The following is a 16054-nucleotide window of genomic DNA, read 5'->3' on the forward strand; positions in this document are numbered from 1 at the left end:
GGCGCAAAGTGCGGCCCGAATTGGAGAAATTTATGAACCGCTCACTCTACATCGCCGCTACCGGCATGAATGCGCAGCAGGCGCAGATGGACGTGATCTCGAACAACCTCGCGAACGTCAGCACCAACGGCTTCAAGGGCTCGCGCGCGGTGTTCGAGGATCTGCTGTATCAAACCGTCCGTCAGCCCGGCGCGAACTCGACGCAGCAAACCGAATTGCCGTCCGGCATCCAGCTCGGCACCGGTGTTCAGCAGGTCGCCACTGAGCGTCTGTACACGCAGGGCAACCTGCAGCAGACCGGCAACTCGAAAGACGTCGCCATCAACGGCCAGGGCTTTTTCCAGGTGCAGATGCCCGACGGCACGACCGCCTATACGCGCGACGGCTCGTTCCAGACCAACGCGCAAGGCCAGCTCGTCACGTCGAGCGGCTATCAGGTGATTCCGGCCATCACGGTGCCGACCAATGCGACGTCGCTCACCATCGGCAGCGACGGCGCGGTGTCCATCACAGTGGCCGGCTCGACCAACACGCAGCAGCTCGGCACGATGCAGCTCGCCACCTTCATCAACCCGGCCGGTCTCGACGCAAAGGGCGAAAACCTGTTTGCGGAAACGGCCTCGTCGGGCGCGCCCAACGTCGCGCAGCCTGGCCTGAATGGCGCCGGCACGCTGAATCAGGGCTACGTGGAAGCATCGAACGTGAACGTGGTGCAGGAACTGGTGAACATGATCCAGACGCAACGCGCTTACGAGATCAACAGCAAGGCCGTGACGACGTCCGACCAGATGCTGCAGACGCTCAGCCAGATGCAGGTTTAACGCTGAAGCCAGCGGGAATTGACAGGCGGTAATCAAGATGTCGTACTTCACTCGTAATCCGGTCCACTCGCGCACTGCCGTCGCGCTCGTGCAGCTCGCGCTGCTCGCCGCGCTCGGCGGTTGCGGCCTCGTGCCGAAGCAGCCGATCACGCAGCAGCCGATGACGGCGATGCCGCCGATGCCGCCGCAAGCGCAGGCGCCCGGCTCGATCTACAACCCGGGTTACGCGGGCCGGCCGTTGTTCGAAGACCAGCGGCCGCGCAATGTCGGGGACATCCTGACCATCGTGATTCAGGAAAACGTCAACGCGACGAAGTCGTCCGGCGCGGGCGTGAACCGCAGCGGCAACACGAGCTTCGACGTGCCGACGGCCGGCTTCCTCGGCGGCCTGTTCGGCAAGGCGAACCTGAGCGCGAGCGGCGCCAACAAGTTCGCGTCGACGGGCGGCGCGAATGCGTCGAACACGTTCAACGGCACCATCACCGTGACGGTGACCGGCGTGCTGCCGAACGGCAACCTGATGGTCAGCGGCGAAAAGCAGATGCTGATCAATCAAGGCAACGAATTCGTGCGCTTCTCGGGCGTCGTGAATCCGAACACCATTTCGAATCTGAACGCGGTGTACTCCACGCAGGTCGCCGACGCGAAAATCGAATACTCCGCGAAAGGCTACGTCGACGAGGCGGAGAACATGGGCTGGCTGCAACGCTTCTTCCTTAACGTGTCGCCGTGGTGATCATGGGTACTGTTTCATTCCGCCTCCTCGCGCGCGCCGGCAAGATCGGCCGGGCGCTCGCCTTCGTCGTGCTCGCGTGCGCGGCGCTGCCTGCGGCGAGCCCTGCTCACGCGGAGCGCCTGAAGGACCTCGCGCAGATCCAGGGCGTACGCGACAATCCGCTGATCGGCTACGGCCTCGTCGTCGGTCTCGACGGCACCGGCGACCAGACCACGCAGACGCCGTTCACCACGCAGACGCTCGCCAACATGCTGGCGAACCTCGGCATCTCGATCAACAACCAGGCGGCCGGCTCGAGCAACTCGCAGTCGTCGCTCTCGAACATCCAGTTGAAGAACGTCGCCGCGGTGATGGTGACGGCAGTGCTGCCGCCGTTCGCGCGTCCGGGCGAGCAGCTCGACGTCACCGTGTCGTCGCTCGGCAATGCGAAGAGCCTGCGCGGCGGCACGCTGCTGCTCACGCCGCTCAAGGGCGCGGACGGCCAGGTGTACGCGCTTGGCCAGGGCAATCTGGCGGTCGGCGGTGCGGGCGCGAGCGCGAACGGCAGCAAGGTGCAGGTCAATACGCTCGCGGCCGGCCGCATTGCCGGCGGCGCAATCGTCGAACGGGCGGTGCCGACCTCGGTGTCGCAAGCGGGCACGATGCAGCTGAACCTGAACGACATGGACTACGACACCACGCAGCGCGTGGTGGCCGCGGTGAACAACGCATTCGGCGGCGGCACGGCGACCGCGCTCGACGGTCGCACGATCCAGCTGCGCGCGCCGGCCGATCCGGAGCAGCAGGTCGCCTTCATGGCGCAGTTGCAGAACCTCGACGTGAAGCCGGCGCAGGCCGCCGCGAAGGTGATCCTGAACGCGCGCACCGGCTCGATCGTGATGAACCAGATGGTCACGCTGCAGAACTGCGCGGTCGCGCACGGCAATCTGTCGGTGGTGATCAATACGCAGCCGGTGGTGAGCCAGCCGGGCGCGTTCTCGAACGGCCAGACGGTGGTGGCCAAGCAGTCGCAGATTCAGATGAAGCAGGACAACGGCGCACTGAAGATGGTGACGGCCGGCGCGAACCTCGCCGAAGTGGTGAAGGCGCTCAACGCATTGGGTGCGACGCCCGCGGATCTCATGTCGATCCTGCAGGCGATGAAGGCGGCGGGCGCTCTGCGCGCCGACCTGGAAATCATCTAAGGAAGACAGCAGATGAATTCGGATACGACCAATTCCGCCACGGCGGCGAACGATCTGACCCAGCGCTTCGCGCTCGACGTGCAGGGTTTCGCGAAGCTGAGCGCGCAGGCGAAGGCATCGCCGCAAGCCGGCATGAAGATGGCCGCGCAGCAGTTCGACGCGGTCTTCACGCAGATGATGCTGAAGAGCATGCGTGACGCGACGCCGCAGGACGGCCCGTTCGATTCGCACGACAGCGCCACCTTCACGTCGATGATGGACCAGCAGTTGTCGCAACAGCTGTCGCAGAAGGGCATCGGCGTCGCCGACGCCATGCTCAAGCAGTTGATGCGCAACCAGGGCATGCAGACGGGCGGCGCCAATGGCGGCAGCGGCGCGGGCGGTCTCGTCGGCATGGCCAATGCGCTCGGCGGCGGCAGCGGCGGCGACGAAGGTCAGACCGCGGCGCTCAACGCGCTCGCCAAGGCCTACGGTAACGCGCAGGCCAACGGCCAGTTGGCCATGGGCAAGGGCTACTCGGCCAACAGCGCGCTCACGCCGCCGTTGAAGGGCGACGGCAGCTCGCCCAAGGTCGACGCTTTCGTCGACAAGCTCGCGGCTCCGGCCCAGGCGGCAAGCGCCGCGACCGGCATTCCGGCGCGCTTCATCATCGGCCAGGCCGCGCTCGAGTCCGGCTGGGGCAAGAGCGAGATCAAGAAGGCGGACGGCACGACGAGCCACAACGTGTTCGGCATCAAGGCGACCAAGGACTGGACCGGCAAGACGGTGTCCACGCTTACCACCGAGTATGTGAACGGCAAGCCGCAACGCGTGGTCGAGAAATTCCGGGCGTACGACTCGTATCAGGAAGCCATGACCGATTACGCGAGCCTGCTGAAGGGCAACCCGCGCTATGCACAGGTCATCAATTCCGCGCATGACGTGAAGGGCTTTGCAACCGGCATGCAGCGCGCCGGTTACGCAACCGATCCGCATTACGCGAAGAAGTTGATGTCGATTATGGAAAAAATGGGCTAAAACGCCGGTAATTCGAATCGGCAAACAGCGCTTGCGTAGTGAGTCAACGCAAAAGAAACCATGCACGCGACGGGGCCAGGTGCATGACAAGACGGACGAGGCCGGCTGCCCGACGGCGGCCGGCCTACCCGCGAAACGCTGTGCGAACACCGGCGCGCGCCGTTTGCCGCTGACGAATCACCGGCGCGGTATGCGCGGCGGTCGGCAATTTAATGGTGACTTGATGGCGCTTTAACGGAGCTTTAACGTTTGCGCGAGGTCTTTCCAAATAATTCATTGGGCGCCCCTAAATTTTAGCGGGATACTGCCGCTAATCCGTTAGACCCCATACCGGAAGCGTTAATGTCCGGTTGAATGCGCGTGCCACGGTCTGCATGAAAAAGACCGCGTGAAAGCCCCGGCAGCAGCGGTGGCACGTGCCCGCAAGAACATGCATACCGGCAAGCCCATGGAAACCAATCAGTCGAACGGCCAAACCGACACGCAGATCCAGCCGCACGTTCCGCTAGACGACAGCGCACACGATTTTGGCCGTCGTAATCCGCTGGAAATCGGCGTTCAGTTGCGCAATCTCGTCAATCGGGGCGACTTCCTCACCGTTCAGTATCCGGGTGGGCAGCTCGTCACGCGGCTGCTCGATGTCGATGTGCGCGGGCGCACTTTCACGTTCGACTGGGGCGCATTGTCCGACCAGAACCGCGGTCTGCTCGCCGCGGCGGGCTGTCAGTTCCACGCGGCGCCCGAGGGCGTGCGCGTCGAGTTCGTCACCGGCACGCCGCGCGAAACGCGCTTCGAGGGGCTGCCCGCATTCGAAGCCGACTTTCCGCAAGTGCTGTTCTATGTGCAACGTCGCGAGTATTTCCGCGTCGACGCCCCCATTCTGGATCCGTACACGTGCAGCGGCCGTTTGCCGGAAGGCGATTCGTTTCGCTTCGAGGTGCACGATCTGTCGCTGGGCGGCGTCGGCATGCGCACGTCAGACGAACGTGTGGCCGAACTGCCGATGGGCACGCGGCTCGACGACTGTGAGCTCGCGCTCGGCGGCTTGGGTCGCCTGTCGCTCGATCTGCAACTCGTGTCGCACCGGTCGCTCGCGCTGCCGAACGGCACGCAGCGTTACCAGCTCGGCTTCCGTTTTCTGACGCTGCCGGGCAGCGCGGAAAACACGCTGCAGCGTCTTATCACGCAACTCGAAATGAAGCGCCGGTCGCTCGTTCGCTAACGGGCGTACAGAGCGAACAGCGCACAGAGGCCGCACGCGCCGCGCCGGGACTATCCAGCATGCACCCGCCGGCCTTGGCGCATCGGCCTCGCAAACGTTGAAGCAAACTTGCGGAAGCGTCGTGAATGGCCTCAATTTTCCGTCGCTAAAGCCGTTAAACAGTCAGTTCAAGTAACGCGGCGGCATGTGTACGGTGTCGCCCTTCAGGATGACGCATGTCCAATCTCATCAATCTCGGTCTCAGCGGTCTCAACGCAGCCCAATGGGGACTCACGACGACCGGCCAGAACATCAGCAACGCGTCGACGCCCGGCTACACCATTGAAACGCCCGTCTTCGCGGAAACGGGCGGTCAGTACACCGGTTCCGGCTATCTGCCGCAGGGCGTCTCGACCGTCACCGTCACGCGTCAGTACAGCCAGTATCTGACGACGCAGCTCAACAACGCGCAGTCGTCGAGCAGCTCGCTGTCCACCTACAACTCGTTGATCTCGCAACTGAACAACCTGGTCGGCAGCCCGACTGCCGGCATTGCCAGCGCGATCACGAGCTATTTCACGGGCATGCAGAACGTCGCGAACAATGCTTCGAGCCTCGCCACGCGCCAGACGGCGATGAGCGGCGCGCAGACGCTCGCGAACCAGATCAACGCCGCCGGTCAGCAATACGACGCGCTGCGCGAAAGCGTCAACACGCAGTTGAGCAACACCGTTTCGCAGATCAACAGCTACACGCAGCAGATCGCGCAGCTGAACGGCCAGATCAACGCTGCAAGCACGCAAGGGCAGCCGCCGAACCAGCTGCTGGATCAGCGCGATCTCGCCGTGTCGAATCTGTCGCAACTGATCGGCGTGCAGGTCGTCAACAGCAACGGCGCCTACAGCGTGTTCATGAGCAACGGCCAGCCGCTCGTGTCGGCCGGCAACAGCTTCAACCTCGGCACGGCGCCTTCCACGGGCGATTCGAGTGAACTGTCGGTGCAGTACCTCGGCCAGGCCGGCGCCAATCCTGCGGCGGCGCCGCAGGACCTGCCCGACAGCAAGATTGAAGGCGGCACGCTCGGCGGCCTGGTTGCGTTCCGCAGCCAGACGCTCGATCCGGCAGAAGCGCAACTCGGCGCGATCGCCGTCAGCTTCGCTTCGCAGGTCAACGCACAGAACGCGCTCGGCATCACGCTCGCAGGCGTGCAGGGCGGCGCGCTGTTCTCGGTGGGCAGCCCGACGGTTTATGCGAACACGCAGAACACCGGCAATGCGTCGCTCTCCGTATCGTTCGCGAACGCCGCACAGCCGACCACCGGCGACTACACGCTCGCCTTCAACGGCAGCAGCTACACGCTCACCGACAACTCGACGGGCACCGTGGTCGGTTCCGCCAGCAACCTGAGCCAGCCGATCAACGGCCTGAATTTCTCGATGACCGGCACGATGAATGCCGGCGACTCGTTCACGGTCGAACCGACCCGCGGTGCGTTGAACAGCTTCGCGACCGCCACCACGGACGCCTCTGCAATCGCCGCTGCGTCGCCGGTTCTGGGCGCGGCCGCCACGACCAACACCGGCACCGGCGCGATCTCGCCGGGCACGGTGACGGCCGGCTACACGATGCCGGGCTCGACCACCACGTTGACCTACAACGGCACCGGGCTCACCGGCTTCCCGGTCGGCTCGACGGTGACCGTGGCCGGCTCGCCTGCGACCACTTACTCCATCACGAGCGCGACGACCGTCGTGCCGTATTCGTCGAGCACCGGCGCGAGTCTCACGATCAACAACACGAGCGCCGGCCAGATGAACAAGGTGTCGGTGACAATCAGCGGCGTGCCTGCTGCCGGCGACAAGTTCACCATCGGCCCGAACACCGGCGCGAACAACGACGGCCGCAATGCGCTGGCTCTGTCGAACCTGTCCACGGCCAAATCGATGAACGGCGGCACGGTCACGCTGACGGGCGCGTATGCGAACTACGTCAACGAAATCGGCAACCAGACGAATCAGATTCAGACCGCGAGCACGGCGCAGGCTTCGCTCGTGACGCAGATCACGACCGCGCAGCAGTCCGTCTCGGGCGTCAACATCAACGAAGAAGCAGCCAATCTGCTTCAGTATCAGCAGCTCTATCAGGCGAACAGCAAGGTGATCCAGACCGCGCAGACCCTGTTCCAGACGCTGCTCGGCATCTTCCAGTGAGGCGTTGAACATGCGCATCTCCAGCACCCAGTACTTCACCATGAACGTGGCGACGATGAGCGATCAGCAAGCTCAGTTGTCGCAGCTTTACGCGGAGATTTCGAGCGGCGTGAGCCTGTCCACGCCGTCGGACAATCCGCTCGGCGCGGCGCAGGCCGTGCAGTTGAGCTCGACCGCGACGAGCCTCGCGCAGTACACGAGCAACCAGAACACGGCGCTCGCGTCGCTGCAGCTCGAAGACTCGACGCTCGGCAGCGTCAACAACGTGCTGCAAAGCATGCACACGCTCGTGCTGCGCGCCGGCGACGGGTCGCTCAACAACGGCGACCGCGGCTCGATCGCCACCCAATTGCAAAGCCTGCGCAGCCAGTTGATGACGCTCGCCAACGCGACCGATCCGCAAGGCAATTATCTGTTCGCCGGCTATCAAAGCAGCGCGCAGCCGTACAACACGAACTCGGCCGGCGTCGTCACGTATTCCGGCGACACCGGCACACCTGCCGTGCAGATCACCGGCTCGCACGTCGTGCAGACCGGCGACAACGGCCTGGCGATTTTCGGCAGCGTCGCGCCGATCGGCACGAGCGCGGTGCCGGCGGCCGCCGCGGGGAACACGGGCACGGGCGTCATCAGCACGGTGAGCCTGAACAATCCGACCAACCCGGCCAACGCGGACACGTACTCGATCGACTTCACGTCGTCGACGACTTACACCGTGAGCCAGACCGACCCGGCCACGGGCGCCGTGACGACGAGCGGTCCCCAGGCGTTCACGGCAGGCTCGGCGATCACGCTCGGCGGCCAGTCCATTTCGATCAGCGGCGCGCCGAATGCGGGCGACAGCTTCTCGGTGACGCCCGCCACGCAAGGCAGCATGGACGTGTTCGCGAACCTGAGCCAGCTGATCAGCACGCTGCAGTCGCCGGTTTCGGGCGGCGCGTCGACGGCGAGCTTGCAGAGCGCGCTCGTCACCAGCATGACCCAGCTCGAGAATACGATGAACAACGTCGTGACCGCGCAGGCGACTGTCGGTGGCCGCGAGCAGGAGATCCAGGCACTGCAGACGGTCACCCAGGCGAATACGCTGCAGACGTCGAGCAATCTGTCGGATCTGACGCAGACGGACATGATCAAGACCGTCGGCAAATACACGTTGGCGCAGAATGCGTTGCAGGCGGCACAGCAGGCGTTTGTGAAGATCCAGAACATGTCGTTGTTTCAGTATCTGAACTGACGGTGAGCGACTGACTGGTCGCTCAAGAAGAAAGGGCGGAGACCGGTGAAGCCGGCTCCGCCCTCTCTGCATTCAGACCTGTGTGTTTGCGCGGGTTTCCCTTAGTCCACGTTAGGAAGGAAGGTGGCCTACCTGAACCCCAGTGCCACGCGCCCCATCTGATCGATCCCGACCGCAAAAAGACGCGCAAAGAACGGAATCATGTTCGGGATCATCAGTTGCAGGAGCAACAGACCGATCAGCATGGTGAGCGGAAAGCCGATCTGGAATACGCCGATCTGCGGGGCCGCGCGGTTCAGAATGCCGAGCGCGAGGTTGGTGATCAGCAATGCCGCGACCACTGGCAGCGACAGCAAAAGCCCCGCTGAAAAAATCGTGCTGCCGAAGTTGGCCAGCGTGCGCCAGCCGGGCGATCCGAGAATATTGGCGGACACAGGCAGCGAATTGAACGACGCAAGCAGCGCGCTGATCATCTGCAGATGGCCGTCGATCACGAGAAAAACCAGCATCGCAATCGTGTACATGTAGCTCGACAGCACCTGGCTCGAGCTGCTCGCCTGCGCGTCGAAGAAGGTGGCAAAGCCGAGGCCCATGCCAAGGCCGACGAAGTCGCCGGTTGCGCTGATCGCCTGAAAGACGATCTGCATGGTCACGCCGAGCGCGATGCCGATCAGGAACTGGTTGACGATGATCCACACGCCTTCGGCGGAAAAGACCGTGACTTGCGGCAGTGCGCCGAGGGTCGGCGCGACGATGATCGTCACGAAAGCCGACAGGCCGATCTTCACGCGCAGCGGCAGCGAGCGGTTGCCGAGCACGGGCGCGGTCGCGACCAGCGCGAGAATCCGCACGAACGGCCACAGAAACGCGGTGAGCCAGGCGTTCAGTTGCGCATAAGTGACGGAAAACATGGTGGCGGCGAGGCTTGCTGCAGGAAGAGAAACGCGGCGCTCAGTTGACGAGCGTCGGAATGTTGGTGAGCGTCTGGCGCAGATAATCGAGCATGGTGGTGAGCATCCACGGACCGGCGATCACCATCGTCACTGCGATGGCGAGCAGCTTCGGAATGAACGACAGCGTCGATTCGTTGATCTGCGTGGCGGCCTGGAAGAGGCTCACCACCAGACCGACCACCAGCGCGACCAGCAGCAGCGGCGCGGCGAGCAGCAGGCCGACGTACATGGCCTGGTGCGCGAGTGTCATGACGGATTCTGAATTCATGGCGATTCAACCGAAAGCGTAGACAACGTAAAAGACAGGGACTGCAGCAGAGCGCGAGCGCGCGGGGCAGCGCGCCGCGCACTCAGACAAAACTTTGCGCAAGCGAGCCGAGCAGCAACTGCCAGCCGTCGACGAGCACGAACAGCATCAGCTTGAAGGGCAGCGAAATCGTTGCGGGCGAAACCATCATCATGCCCATCGACATCAGCACGCTCGCCACCACCATGTCGATGATGAGAAACGGAATGAAGATGGTGAAGCCGATCTGGAAGCCGGTTTTCAGCTCGCTCGTGACGAACGAAGGCACGAGCAGCGACAGCGGCACATCCTCGGGGCCTTGCATCGGCGCCGCGTGCGAGATGCGCGCGAAGAGCGCGAGATCGCTTTCGCGCGTCTGACGCAGCATGAACGTCTTGAAGGGCGCGAGGCCGTGGCTCACGGCGGTTTCCATTGGAACGGTGCCTTCGGAGAAGGGCTTGTAGCCGTCCGTGTAAGCCTTGTCCAGCACTGGCGACATCACGAAAAGCGTAAGAAACAGCGCAAGGCCGACGAGCACCTGGTTAGGCGGCGTGGTCGTCGTGCCGAGGGCCTGACGCAGCAGCGACAACACGATGATGATGCGCGTGAAGCTCGTCATCATCAGCACCATGGCCGGCAGGAACGACAGCATCGTGAGCAGCAGCATCGTCTGCACGCTCAGCGAATACGTGGTGCCGCCGTTCGGGCCCGGGCTCGTGTTGAAGGCCGGCAAGCCGGCGGTTTGCGCGAACGAGAGCGAGGGCAGCGCGAACATCAGCGCAGGCAATGCCACTGCGGCGACGGGCGCGGCGCGGCGCAAACCGCGAACTACTGTCGAGGCGACGCGCGAGGTGCGGGTGGAGTGCGCGTCATGCGCCGATTGAAGACTGAACTGCATTACCGAACCCCGTTGCCTTGCCCGTTGAAACGTTTGCTCACTTCGCCCTTCAAGGCGTCGCGAAAGCGCTGGCCGAAGCTGCCAGACAATGTGCCGCTGCCTGTCGTGCCGCCCGCGCCGCTGTTAGCCGCTGCGCCCGGCGTGCCCGGCTGGGCAGTGCCGACGGCGTCGATTGCGACGGAGCCGGCCGGCATGGTGTGAAGCAGACGCACGTTGCCCGGCGCTGCACCGAGCACGAGCCACGTATCGCCGATTTCGACCACCGCGACGCGCTCCTTGCCACCGAGCGATGCGCCGCCGACCGTCTTCACGAGCCCGCTGCGGCTGCCCGGCTGCAAGCCGAAGCGGCGCGCGAGCCACGCGCATCCGAAGACCAGGCCGATCACGACCGCGAGGCCGACGATCGTTTGCAATACCGCGCCGACGCCGAGCGCCGGAACGGCCGTGCCGGCACCGACGCTCGACGCCATCTTCGCTGCGTTGTTGACCGCGTTCATGTCGGCCGCGTGTGCGGCGAGCGGCGCGCACAGCGCGCAGAAGAGCGCGGCGGCATGCCGTGCGACGCTCACAGCGCGGGCGGACAGATGACGCGGCGCAGGGAACAGCGCGCGGCGAACGACGGGTTTCATCGATTCAACTTCCGGATACGTTCTGACGGCGTGATGATGTCGGTCAGGCGAATACCGAACTTGTCGTTCACCACCACGACTTCGCCTTGTGCGATCAGACAGCCGTTGACGAGCACGTCCATCGGCTCGCCGGCCATACCGTCCAGCTCCACGACCGAACCTTGCGCGAGTTGCAGCAGGTTGCGGATCGCGAGCTTGGTGCGGCCCAGTTCGACGGTCATCTGAACGGGAATGTCCAGAATCATGTCGATGTCGTTGCGCGTCGAAGTCGGCGCGACTTTCGACAGCGGCTGGAATACGCCGGCCGTGCTGGCGCTGACTTCGCTGCTGTTGTCGTTCTGCTCGGCGAGCGCGCTTGCCCAGTCGGCGAGCGCCGCTTCGTCCTCGGCGCTCGCCGCGTCGGCGGCAACCTGCGCCGCGGCGGAGCTCAGCTCTTCCTCGGGCTTTGCGTTCAGATCACTCATATCCACCTTCCTTCATTGTGTCGGCTGCGCTGATCATCTTCTGCACGCGCAACGCGTATTGACCATTGAAAATTCCGTAGCCGCATTCCATCACCGGCACGCCGTCGACTTTCGCCGTGATCTGCTCGGGAATGTTGATCGGCAGAACATCGCCCTTGCGCATGTTCAGGATCTGTTCGAACGTGATCGGCACCTGCGCGAGGTCGGCGGTCAGTTCGACTTCCGCTGCCTGCACCTGCTGCGACAGCACGCGGACCCAGCGGCGGTCGACTTCGAGCGCCTCGCCCTGGATCGGCGACGACAGAATGTCTCGGATCGGTTCGATCATCGAATACGGCATGCAGATGTGCAGCGTGCCGCCCGTCGTACCGAACTCGATCGAGAACTGCGTGACGATGACAATTTCGTTCGGCGTCGCCACGTTGGCGAACTGCGTGTGCATTTCCGAGCGCATGTATTCGAACTGCAGCGGACGCACGCTTTTCCACGACGCCGCGTAGTGTTCGAACGTCAGGTTCAGCAGCTTCATGATGATGCGCTGCTCGGTCTGCGTGAAGTCCCGGCCTTCGACGCGCGTGTGAAACCGACCGTCGCCGCCGAACAGGTTGTCGACCACGAAGAACACCAGGTTCGGATCGAACACGAACAGCGACGTGCCGCGCAACGGCTTGACGTGGACCAGGTTCAGATTGGTCGGGATCGGCAGGTTGCGGGTGAACTCGCTGTACTTCTGCACCTTCACCGGGCCGACGGAGATTTCCGCCGAACGCCGCATGAAGTTGAAGATGCCCACGCGCAACAGGCGCGCGAAGCGGTCGTTGATGATTTCGAGGCCGGGCATCCGGCCGCGGACGATGCGTTCCTGCGTCGCGATGTTGTAGGGACGTACGCCTACACGCTCGCTTTGCTCGGCTTCAGAGTCGGACTCGCCGGTTACGCCCTTGAGGAGGGCATCGACCTCCTCCTGGGACATGAACTCTTCGTGGCCCATTTCCTATTCCTCGTGCATACCGTGGCGTTTGATGAGGGCAGTGCGCAAGCGCGTCACTGCACGACGAATTCGGTGAACAGCACGTCCTGGACGTGGATCGGCGCGGCGCCCTTGTCGGTCGGCTGTTCGATCAGCGTGCGCAACTCGGTCGCAAGCGCGTGCTTGCCTTCGAGCGGCGCGAGTTCATCGGGATGATGGTTCGACAGCGCGAGCAGAATGCGGCTGCGGATTTCCGGCATGTGTTCGGTAAGTTCCTGCGGCGTCTTCGGGTCGGTGAGCTTGAGCGTGAGGCCGATGCGCAGGAAATGCTGCTGGCCGTCGTCCGATTGGAGGTTGACCGTCATCGAATCGAGCGGGAAAAACGTGGGCGCGGGAACCGGGGCGGGCGCGGCGGCCGTGGGGGCGGGCGCGCGCTTCGACATGAAGAACCACACCCCGGCACCGGCGACGGCCGCGGCGACGATAGCGATGAGGGCGATCAGGATGATGCGCTTCAAGGGGCCCGGGGAAGCGGGCGCGACTTGCTGATTTGCAGGAGTGGTAGCCATGAGGTGTGCTGTGCTTGCCGTTAGTGCTGGTGATAGTGATTGTTGTTGATTTGCCTGCGGCGCGATGGGTCGAACAGAAGGGTTAATGCGGGCTATTCCTGGTTTTTGGCGGCCCGGCGGGGCGTGGCTTTTTTGTTGTTCTGGATGGCTGTTTTTTTAAAACCCTTGGCCTTTCCTTGTTGTCACGGTGGTCTATTGGCGTTGCCCCTGTGCGGGGCGGCACTTACTTTCTTTGCCGCCGCAAAGAAAGTAAGCAAAGAAAGCGGGCTCACACCGCCAGCTCATAAGTGGGTCCCCTGGCTCGGAGGGGGTAGTGGTGCATCTGGAATCGGTGTTCCCGCACATTCGGCCTCAGTGACAAGGCAGTCATGCTTCCCGCCTCGCACTGCGTGCTCGCCGGAAGGGGCGGGCCCAACACCGACCACTCGCGGCTGGCGCGGCGGGGGCCGTCGGCTGCGCCTCGGCGAGGCGTACGGCGGCGAGTTTGGGGGTGAGCCTCAAGTGCACTCGGGACCAGCGGCGGAGCGACCCGGGGCGCTTCGACCCGCGATGGTTGCAGAACGACCGCCGCGGCGCGCGCAGCGCCGCCGGAAGCATGACTGCCTTGTCACGAGCGCGGAGTGCGCGAGGGCACGGATTCCAGATGCACCACTGCCCCCTCCGAGCCGGGGGACCCACTTATGAGCTGGCGGTGTGAAGCCGCTTTGTTTGCTTACTTTCTTTGCGGCATGCAAAGAAAGTAGGTGCCGCCCCGCACAGGGGCAACGCTAATAGACCACCGTGACCTCAAGGAAAGGCCAAAGGTGTCAAACAAAAAAACCCAAAAAAACCAGACCCACAAAAAAATCAGGCAAACGTATCCACGAGCCCAACCCGCCGCCGCGCAGCGCCATCCACAGAAGCAACGACCGCGCCGGAGGCGCCCGCCCCAAACGCGTCACCGCCGGCCGCGGAGCGCCCCCCTGACCTTCCCGAACCGGCGTTCTGCTGCTGCCCGCCCTGGCGCCCAAACCCATCGCTGACGCTCGCGCTGCCGAGCCCAATGCCGTTCGCCTCCATCGCCTCGCGCAGCTTCGGCAAAGCAGCCTCGACCGCTTCCCGCACCTGCTGATGCTGCGACACGAACAATGCGTGCGCATGGTTGTCGGCGACCTGCAGAACCACCTGCAGCGGCCCCAGGTCCTTCGGATTCAACGTCAGCTCGGCGCTCTGCGAATGCGCGTTCGACAGGAACACCACCTTCTGGCTCAACGCGTCTTCCCAATCGGTCGTGCCGACGTGCGGCCCCAATGCATTGGCTGCTTCCGCCGCGCTCGCGTTGCCCGTCGTCTGCACTGCTGCGGTCGCGCTCGCCGCGCTCGCGGCCGCCTGGCTCGCGGCCAGCGCCGCCGCTGCCGCGTCGGCGGTGTTCTTGAACGACGCGAGATCGCCCGTTTGCGCGCCCGTCGTACCCGTCGATGTCAACGTGCCCGCCACCGCTGCCGAAGCCGCCGCAGTCGGATCGGCGACCGCCGTCGCGGCCGTGGCCAATGCGCCGCGCGCCGCGGCCGAACCCTTGCCGCCGCCGGCCAGCCCGGCTTCCAGCGTCTTGCTCGTCGTGTCGTTCAGCGAAGCATTCGCGCTCGCAACACCGTTCGCCGCCGCGGCGGCTGCCGCGCCGCTCGCGAATGCCTGCGACGGAACCACCGCCTGGCCGTTCGCCAGCGCGGCGAGCGCGGCCTGCAACGAGTCCTGCAGCGACTTCGGATCGGTCGGCGTCTTCTTGCCGAGCGTGCCGGCCGGCGTCGCGTCGGTGGCGGCGCCGGTTGCGGTCGGGTCGCCATTCGTCAATGCCGCGAGGTTCGCGCCGGCCGGATCGGCGGGCGCGCTCGCGTCGGCTTGCGCTTGAGCCTGCGCCTGAGCGGCGGCTGCCGCGGCGGCGGTGGCGGCGTCGTTTGCGCTTGCCGCGTTGGCCGGCTTCGGGGGCGTGTCGCCGGTCTTACCCGTCGATGCCTGCTGCGGCTTGTCCACCGGCGCAGCGGATGACGCCGCGTTCGCGGCGCTGCTGTCCGTGCCGCCGCTCTTCGTGTCGTCGGCGCTTTTCGTCGTGGAATCGTCGGGCGGCGGCGCGTCGTGCACGCTCGACCCCTGCGAAACATCCGTCGACGATGGCGCCGGCCGGCTTGCGCCAGCGTTCACGCCGGCCGCGTTATTGGGCGACGCGCTTGCCGCACTGTTTTGCCAGTCGATGCTCTGCTGCAAGGTCTGCGAAAACGGCTTCGCGTTCGCAGCGGCAAGCGCCGCTGCGCTGCTGGAACTGCTGGCATTGCTGGTGGTGTTGCTGCCGGCCGAGCCGAGCAGCGAACCGATCTGTGAGAGAAACGACATAAGTGTCCTGTCAATCCGTCAAAGGGTACGGTATCGAGTCTGTTAGTCGAGGCCGCGCGGGCGTCAGGCGCCTTCCGCGCGCATCCTCAGGATTCTTGCTGCATGTTCATCGGCGTCGCGCTGATCGCGCCGCGCCACGGTCTTTGCCTCGGCTGCCTCGCCGCGCGCCTGCAGCACCTCGTAAGAGCCGAGCTTCTGCTTCTGACGCTGCCAGTCGGGCTTGGCCGCCTCGAGCCGCGCGGTCGCGGCGGCCAGCAGCTTGCGCTGCTGTTCGATGGCGGCGTCGAGCGTGTCGATGAACGCCTGGAAATTGCGCATGTTGCCGGCGGGCATGCCCGCCTGGGCGGTCGCCGTGAAACGCGCGTGATATTCGTCGCGATACTGCACGAGGGCGTTCAGCTGCGCCTCGACGTCGTTGCGCTCACGCTGCGCGCGGCCCAGTCGCTGCGCGGCGGCGTCCACGTCGTCCTGCGCGAGACCGATCAACGTCTTGATCGGAAAGTGTTTCGCCATCG

General features: G+C 64.6%; 16 protein-coding genes. 7 read left to right on the forward strand and 9 right to left on the reverse strand.

Annotated features, from left to right (window positions below; translation table 11 throughout):
* The first annotated feature begins 32 nt into the window (after nucleotides 1-32).
* The 7 genes from flgG to flgL all read left to right on the forward strand — a co-directional run bounded on the left by flgG (nucleotide 33) and on the right by flgL (nucleotide 8403).
* Nucleotides 33-821, forward strand: a complete 789-nt coding sequence (gene flgG, locus ACEN8U_RS14590; RefSeq protein WP_013589931.1) for a flagellar basal-body rod protein FlgG — start codon at nucleotides 33-35, stop codon at nucleotides 819-821.
* Nucleotides 822-858: 37 nt separating this feature from the next.
* On the forward strand, nucleotides 859-1557 hold the full coding sequence (flgH, locus tag ACEN8U_RS14595; protein ID WP_310104245.1) for a flagellar basal body L-ring protein FlgH: 699 nt from the start codon (nucleotides 859-861) through the stop codon (nucleotides 1555-1557).
* 2 nt (nucleotides 1558-1559) lie between these two features.
* Nucleotides 1560-2741, forward strand: a complete 1182-nt coding sequence (locus ACEN8U_RS14600; protein ID WP_310104243.1) for a flagellar basal body P-ring protein FlgI — start codon at nucleotides 1560-1562, stop codon at nucleotides 2739-2741.
* Nucleotides 2742-2753: 12 nt separating this feature from the next.
* Nucleotides 2754-3758, forward strand: a complete 1005-nt coding sequence (flgJ, locus tag ACEN8U_RS14605; protein ID WP_015003998.1) for a flagellar assembly peptidoglycan hydrolase FlgJ — start codon at nucleotides 2754-2756, stop codon at nucleotides 3756-3758.
* A 448-nt stretch (nucleotides 3759-4206) separates the two neighbouring features.
* The gene (locus tag ACEN8U_RS14610; protein WP_175126354.1) at nucleotides 4207-4980 is read left to right on the forward strand and encodes a flagellar brake protein; all 774 of its coding nucleotides are present in this window, start codon (nucleotides 4207-4209) and stop codon (nucleotides 4978-4980) included.
* Nucleotides 4981-5195: 215 nt separating this feature from the next.
* Nucleotides 5196-7169 (forward strand): flagellar hook-associated protein FlgK, encoded by a 1974-nt coding sequence (gene flgK / locus ACEN8U_RS14615; RefSeq protein WP_310104240.1) that lies wholly within the window; start codon nucleotides 5196-5198, stop codon nucleotides 7167-7169.
* A gap of 10 nt (nucleotides 7170-7179) precedes the next feature.
* The gene (flgL, locus tag ACEN8U_RS14620) at nucleotides 7180-8403 is read left to right on the forward strand and encodes a flagellar hook-associated protein FlgL (RefSeq protein ID WP_015003995.1); all 1224 of its coding nucleotides are present in this window, start codon (nucleotides 7180-7182) and stop codon (nucleotides 8401-8403) included.
* A gap of 128 nt (nucleotides 8404-8531) precedes the next feature.
* Here flgL and fliR read toward each other — a convergent pair whose 3' ends face one another.
* The 9 genes from fliR to fliJ form a co-directional block, all read right to left on the reverse strand.
* On the reverse strand, nucleotides 8532-9314 hold the full coding sequence (gene fliR, locus ACEN8U_RS14625; protein WP_013589924.1) for a flagellar biosynthetic protein FliR: 783 nt from the start codon (nucleotides 9312-9314) through the stop codon (nucleotides 8532-8534).
* 40 nt (nucleotides 9315-9354) lie between these two features.
* The gene (gene fliQ / locus ACEN8U_RS14630; RefSeq protein WP_013340831.1) at nucleotides 9355-9624 is read right to left on the reverse strand and encodes a flagellar biosynthesis protein FliQ; all 270 of its coding nucleotides are present in this window, start codon (nucleotides 9622-9624) and stop codon (nucleotides 9355-9357) included.
* An 82-nt stretch (nucleotides 9625-9706) separates the two neighbouring features.
* The gene (gene fliP / locus ACEN8U_RS14635) at nucleotides 9707-10540 is read right to left on the reverse strand and encodes a flagellar type III secretion system pore protein FliP (protein ID WP_015003994.1); all 834 of its coding nucleotides are present in this window, start codon (nucleotides 10538-10540) and stop codon (nucleotides 9707-9709) included.
* On the reverse strand, nucleotides 10540-11169 hold the full coding sequence (gene fliO, locus ACEN8U_RS14640; RefSeq protein ID WP_310104235.1) for a flagellar biosynthetic protein FliO: 630 nt from the start codon (nucleotides 11167-11169) through the stop codon (nucleotides 10540-10542). Before fliO ends, fliP begins: the two co-directional genes overlap by 1 nt.
* Nucleotides 11166-11633 (reverse strand): flagellar motor switch protein FliN, encoded by a 468-nt coding sequence (gene fliN / locus ACEN8U_RS14645; RefSeq protein WP_015003992.1) that lies wholly within the window; start codon nucleotides 11631-11633, stop codon nucleotides 11166-11168. The genes fliO and fliN overlap by 4 nt, the downstream gene beginning before the upstream one ends.
* The gene (gene fliM, locus ACEN8U_RS14650) at nucleotides 11626-12624 is read right to left on the reverse strand and encodes a flagellar motor switch protein FliM (RefSeq protein ID WP_013589920.1); all 999 of its coding nucleotides are present in this window, start codon (nucleotides 12622-12624) and stop codon (nucleotides 11626-11628) included. The genes fliN and fliM overlap by 8 nt, the downstream gene beginning before the upstream one ends.
* A 53-nt stretch (nucleotides 12625-12677) precedes the next feature.
* The gene (gene fliL, locus ACEN8U_RS14655; protein WP_013589919.1) at nucleotides 12678-13172 is read right to left on the reverse strand and encodes a flagellar basal body-associated protein FliL; all 495 of its coding nucleotides are present in this window, start codon (nucleotides 13170-13172) and stop codon (nucleotides 12678-12680) included.
* An 846-nt stretch (nucleotides 13173-14018) separates the two neighbouring features.
* Nucleotides 14019-15539 carry a flagellar hook-length control protein FliK gene (locus ACEN8U_RS14660; protein WP_310104232.1) on the reverse strand — a complete coding sequence of 507 codons (1521 nt, stop codon included), beginning with the start codon at nucleotides 15537-15539 and terminating at the stop codon, nucleotides 14019-14021.
* A gap of 63 nt (nucleotides 15540-15602) precedes the next feature.
* Nucleotides 15603-16052 carry a flagellar export protein FliJ gene (gene fliJ, locus ACEN8U_RS14665; RefSeq protein WP_013589917.1) on the reverse strand — a complete coding sequence of 150 codons (450 nt, stop codon included), beginning with the start codon at nucleotides 16050-16052 and terminating at the stop codon, nucleotides 15603-15605.
* Nucleotides 16053-16054 lie beyond the last annotated feature (2 nt).

It is taken from the genome of Paraburkholderia phenoliruptrix, assembly GCF_047325075.1.
Lineage (GTDB): Bacteria > Pseudomonadota > Gammaproteobacteria > Burkholderiales > Burkholderiaceae > Paraburkholderia > Paraburkholderia phenoliruptrix.

What these genes read in the sequence shown, in the direction of transcription:
- flgG (WP_013589931.1), top strand. Translation starts at nt 33, where the DNA reads ATGAACCGCTCACTCTACATCGCCGCTACCGGCATGAATGCGCAGCAG.
- flgH (WP_310104245.1), top strand. Translation starts at nt 859, where the DNA reads ATGTCGTACTTCACTCGTAATCCGGTCCACTCGCGCACTGCCGTCGCG.
- ACEN8U_RS14600 (WP_310104243.1), top strand. Translation starts at nt 1,560, where the DNA reads ATGGGTACTGTTTCATTCCGCCTCCTCGCGCGCGCCGGCAAGATCGGC.
- flgJ (WP_015003998.1), top strand. Translation starts at nt 2,754, where the DNA reads ATGAATTCGGATACGACCAATTCCGCCACGGCGGCGAACGATCTGACC.
- ACEN8U_RS14610 (WP_175126354.1), top strand. Translation starts at nt 4,207, where the DNA reads ATGGAAACCAATCAGTCGAACGGCCAAACCGACACGCAGATCCAGCCG.
- flgK (WP_310104240.1), top strand. Translation starts at nt 5,196, where the DNA reads ATGTCCAATCTCATCAATCTCGGTCTCAGCGGTCTCAACGCAGCCCAA.
- flgL (WP_015003995.1), top strand. Translation starts at nt 7,180, where the DNA reads ATGCGCATCTCCAGCACCCAGTACTTCACCATGAACGTGGCGACGATG.
- fliR (WP_013589924.1), bottom strand. Translation starts at nt 9,314, where the DNA reads ATGTTTTCCGTCACTTATGCGCAACTGAACGCCTGGCTCACCGCGTTT.
- fliQ (WP_013340831.1), bottom strand. Translation starts at nt 9,624, where the DNA reads ATGAATTCAGAATCCGTCATGACACTCGCGCACCAGGCCATGTACGTC.
- fliP (WP_015003994.1), bottom strand. Translation starts at nt 10,540, where the DNA reads ATGCAGTTCAGTCTTCAATCGGCGCATGACGCGCACTCCACCCGCACC.
- fliO (WP_310104235.1), bottom strand. Translation starts at nt 11,169, where the DNA reads ATGAAACCCGTCGTTCGCCGCGCGCTGTTCCCTGCGCCGCGTCATCTG.
- fliN (WP_015003992.1), bottom strand. Translation starts at nt 11,633, where the DNA reads ATGAGTGATCTGAACGCAAAGCCCGAGGAAGAGCTGAGCTCCGCCGCG.
- fliM (WP_013589920.1), bottom strand. Translation starts at nt 12,624, where the DNA reads ATGGGCCACGAAGAGTTCATGTCCCAGGAGGAGGTCGATGCCCTCCTC.
- fliL (WP_013589919.1), bottom strand. Translation starts at nt 13,172, where the DNA reads ATGGCTACCACTCCTGCAAATCAGCAAGTCGCGCCCGCTTCCCCGGGC.
- ACEN8U_RS14660 (WP_310104232.1), bottom strand. Translation starts at nt 15,539, where the DNA reads ATGTCGTTTCTCTCACAGATCGGTTCGCTGCTCGGCTCGGCCGGCAGC.
- fliJ (WP_013589917.1), bottom strand. Translation starts at nt 16,052, where the DNA reads ATGGCGAAACACTTTCCGATCAAGACGTTGATCGGTCTCGCGCAGGAC.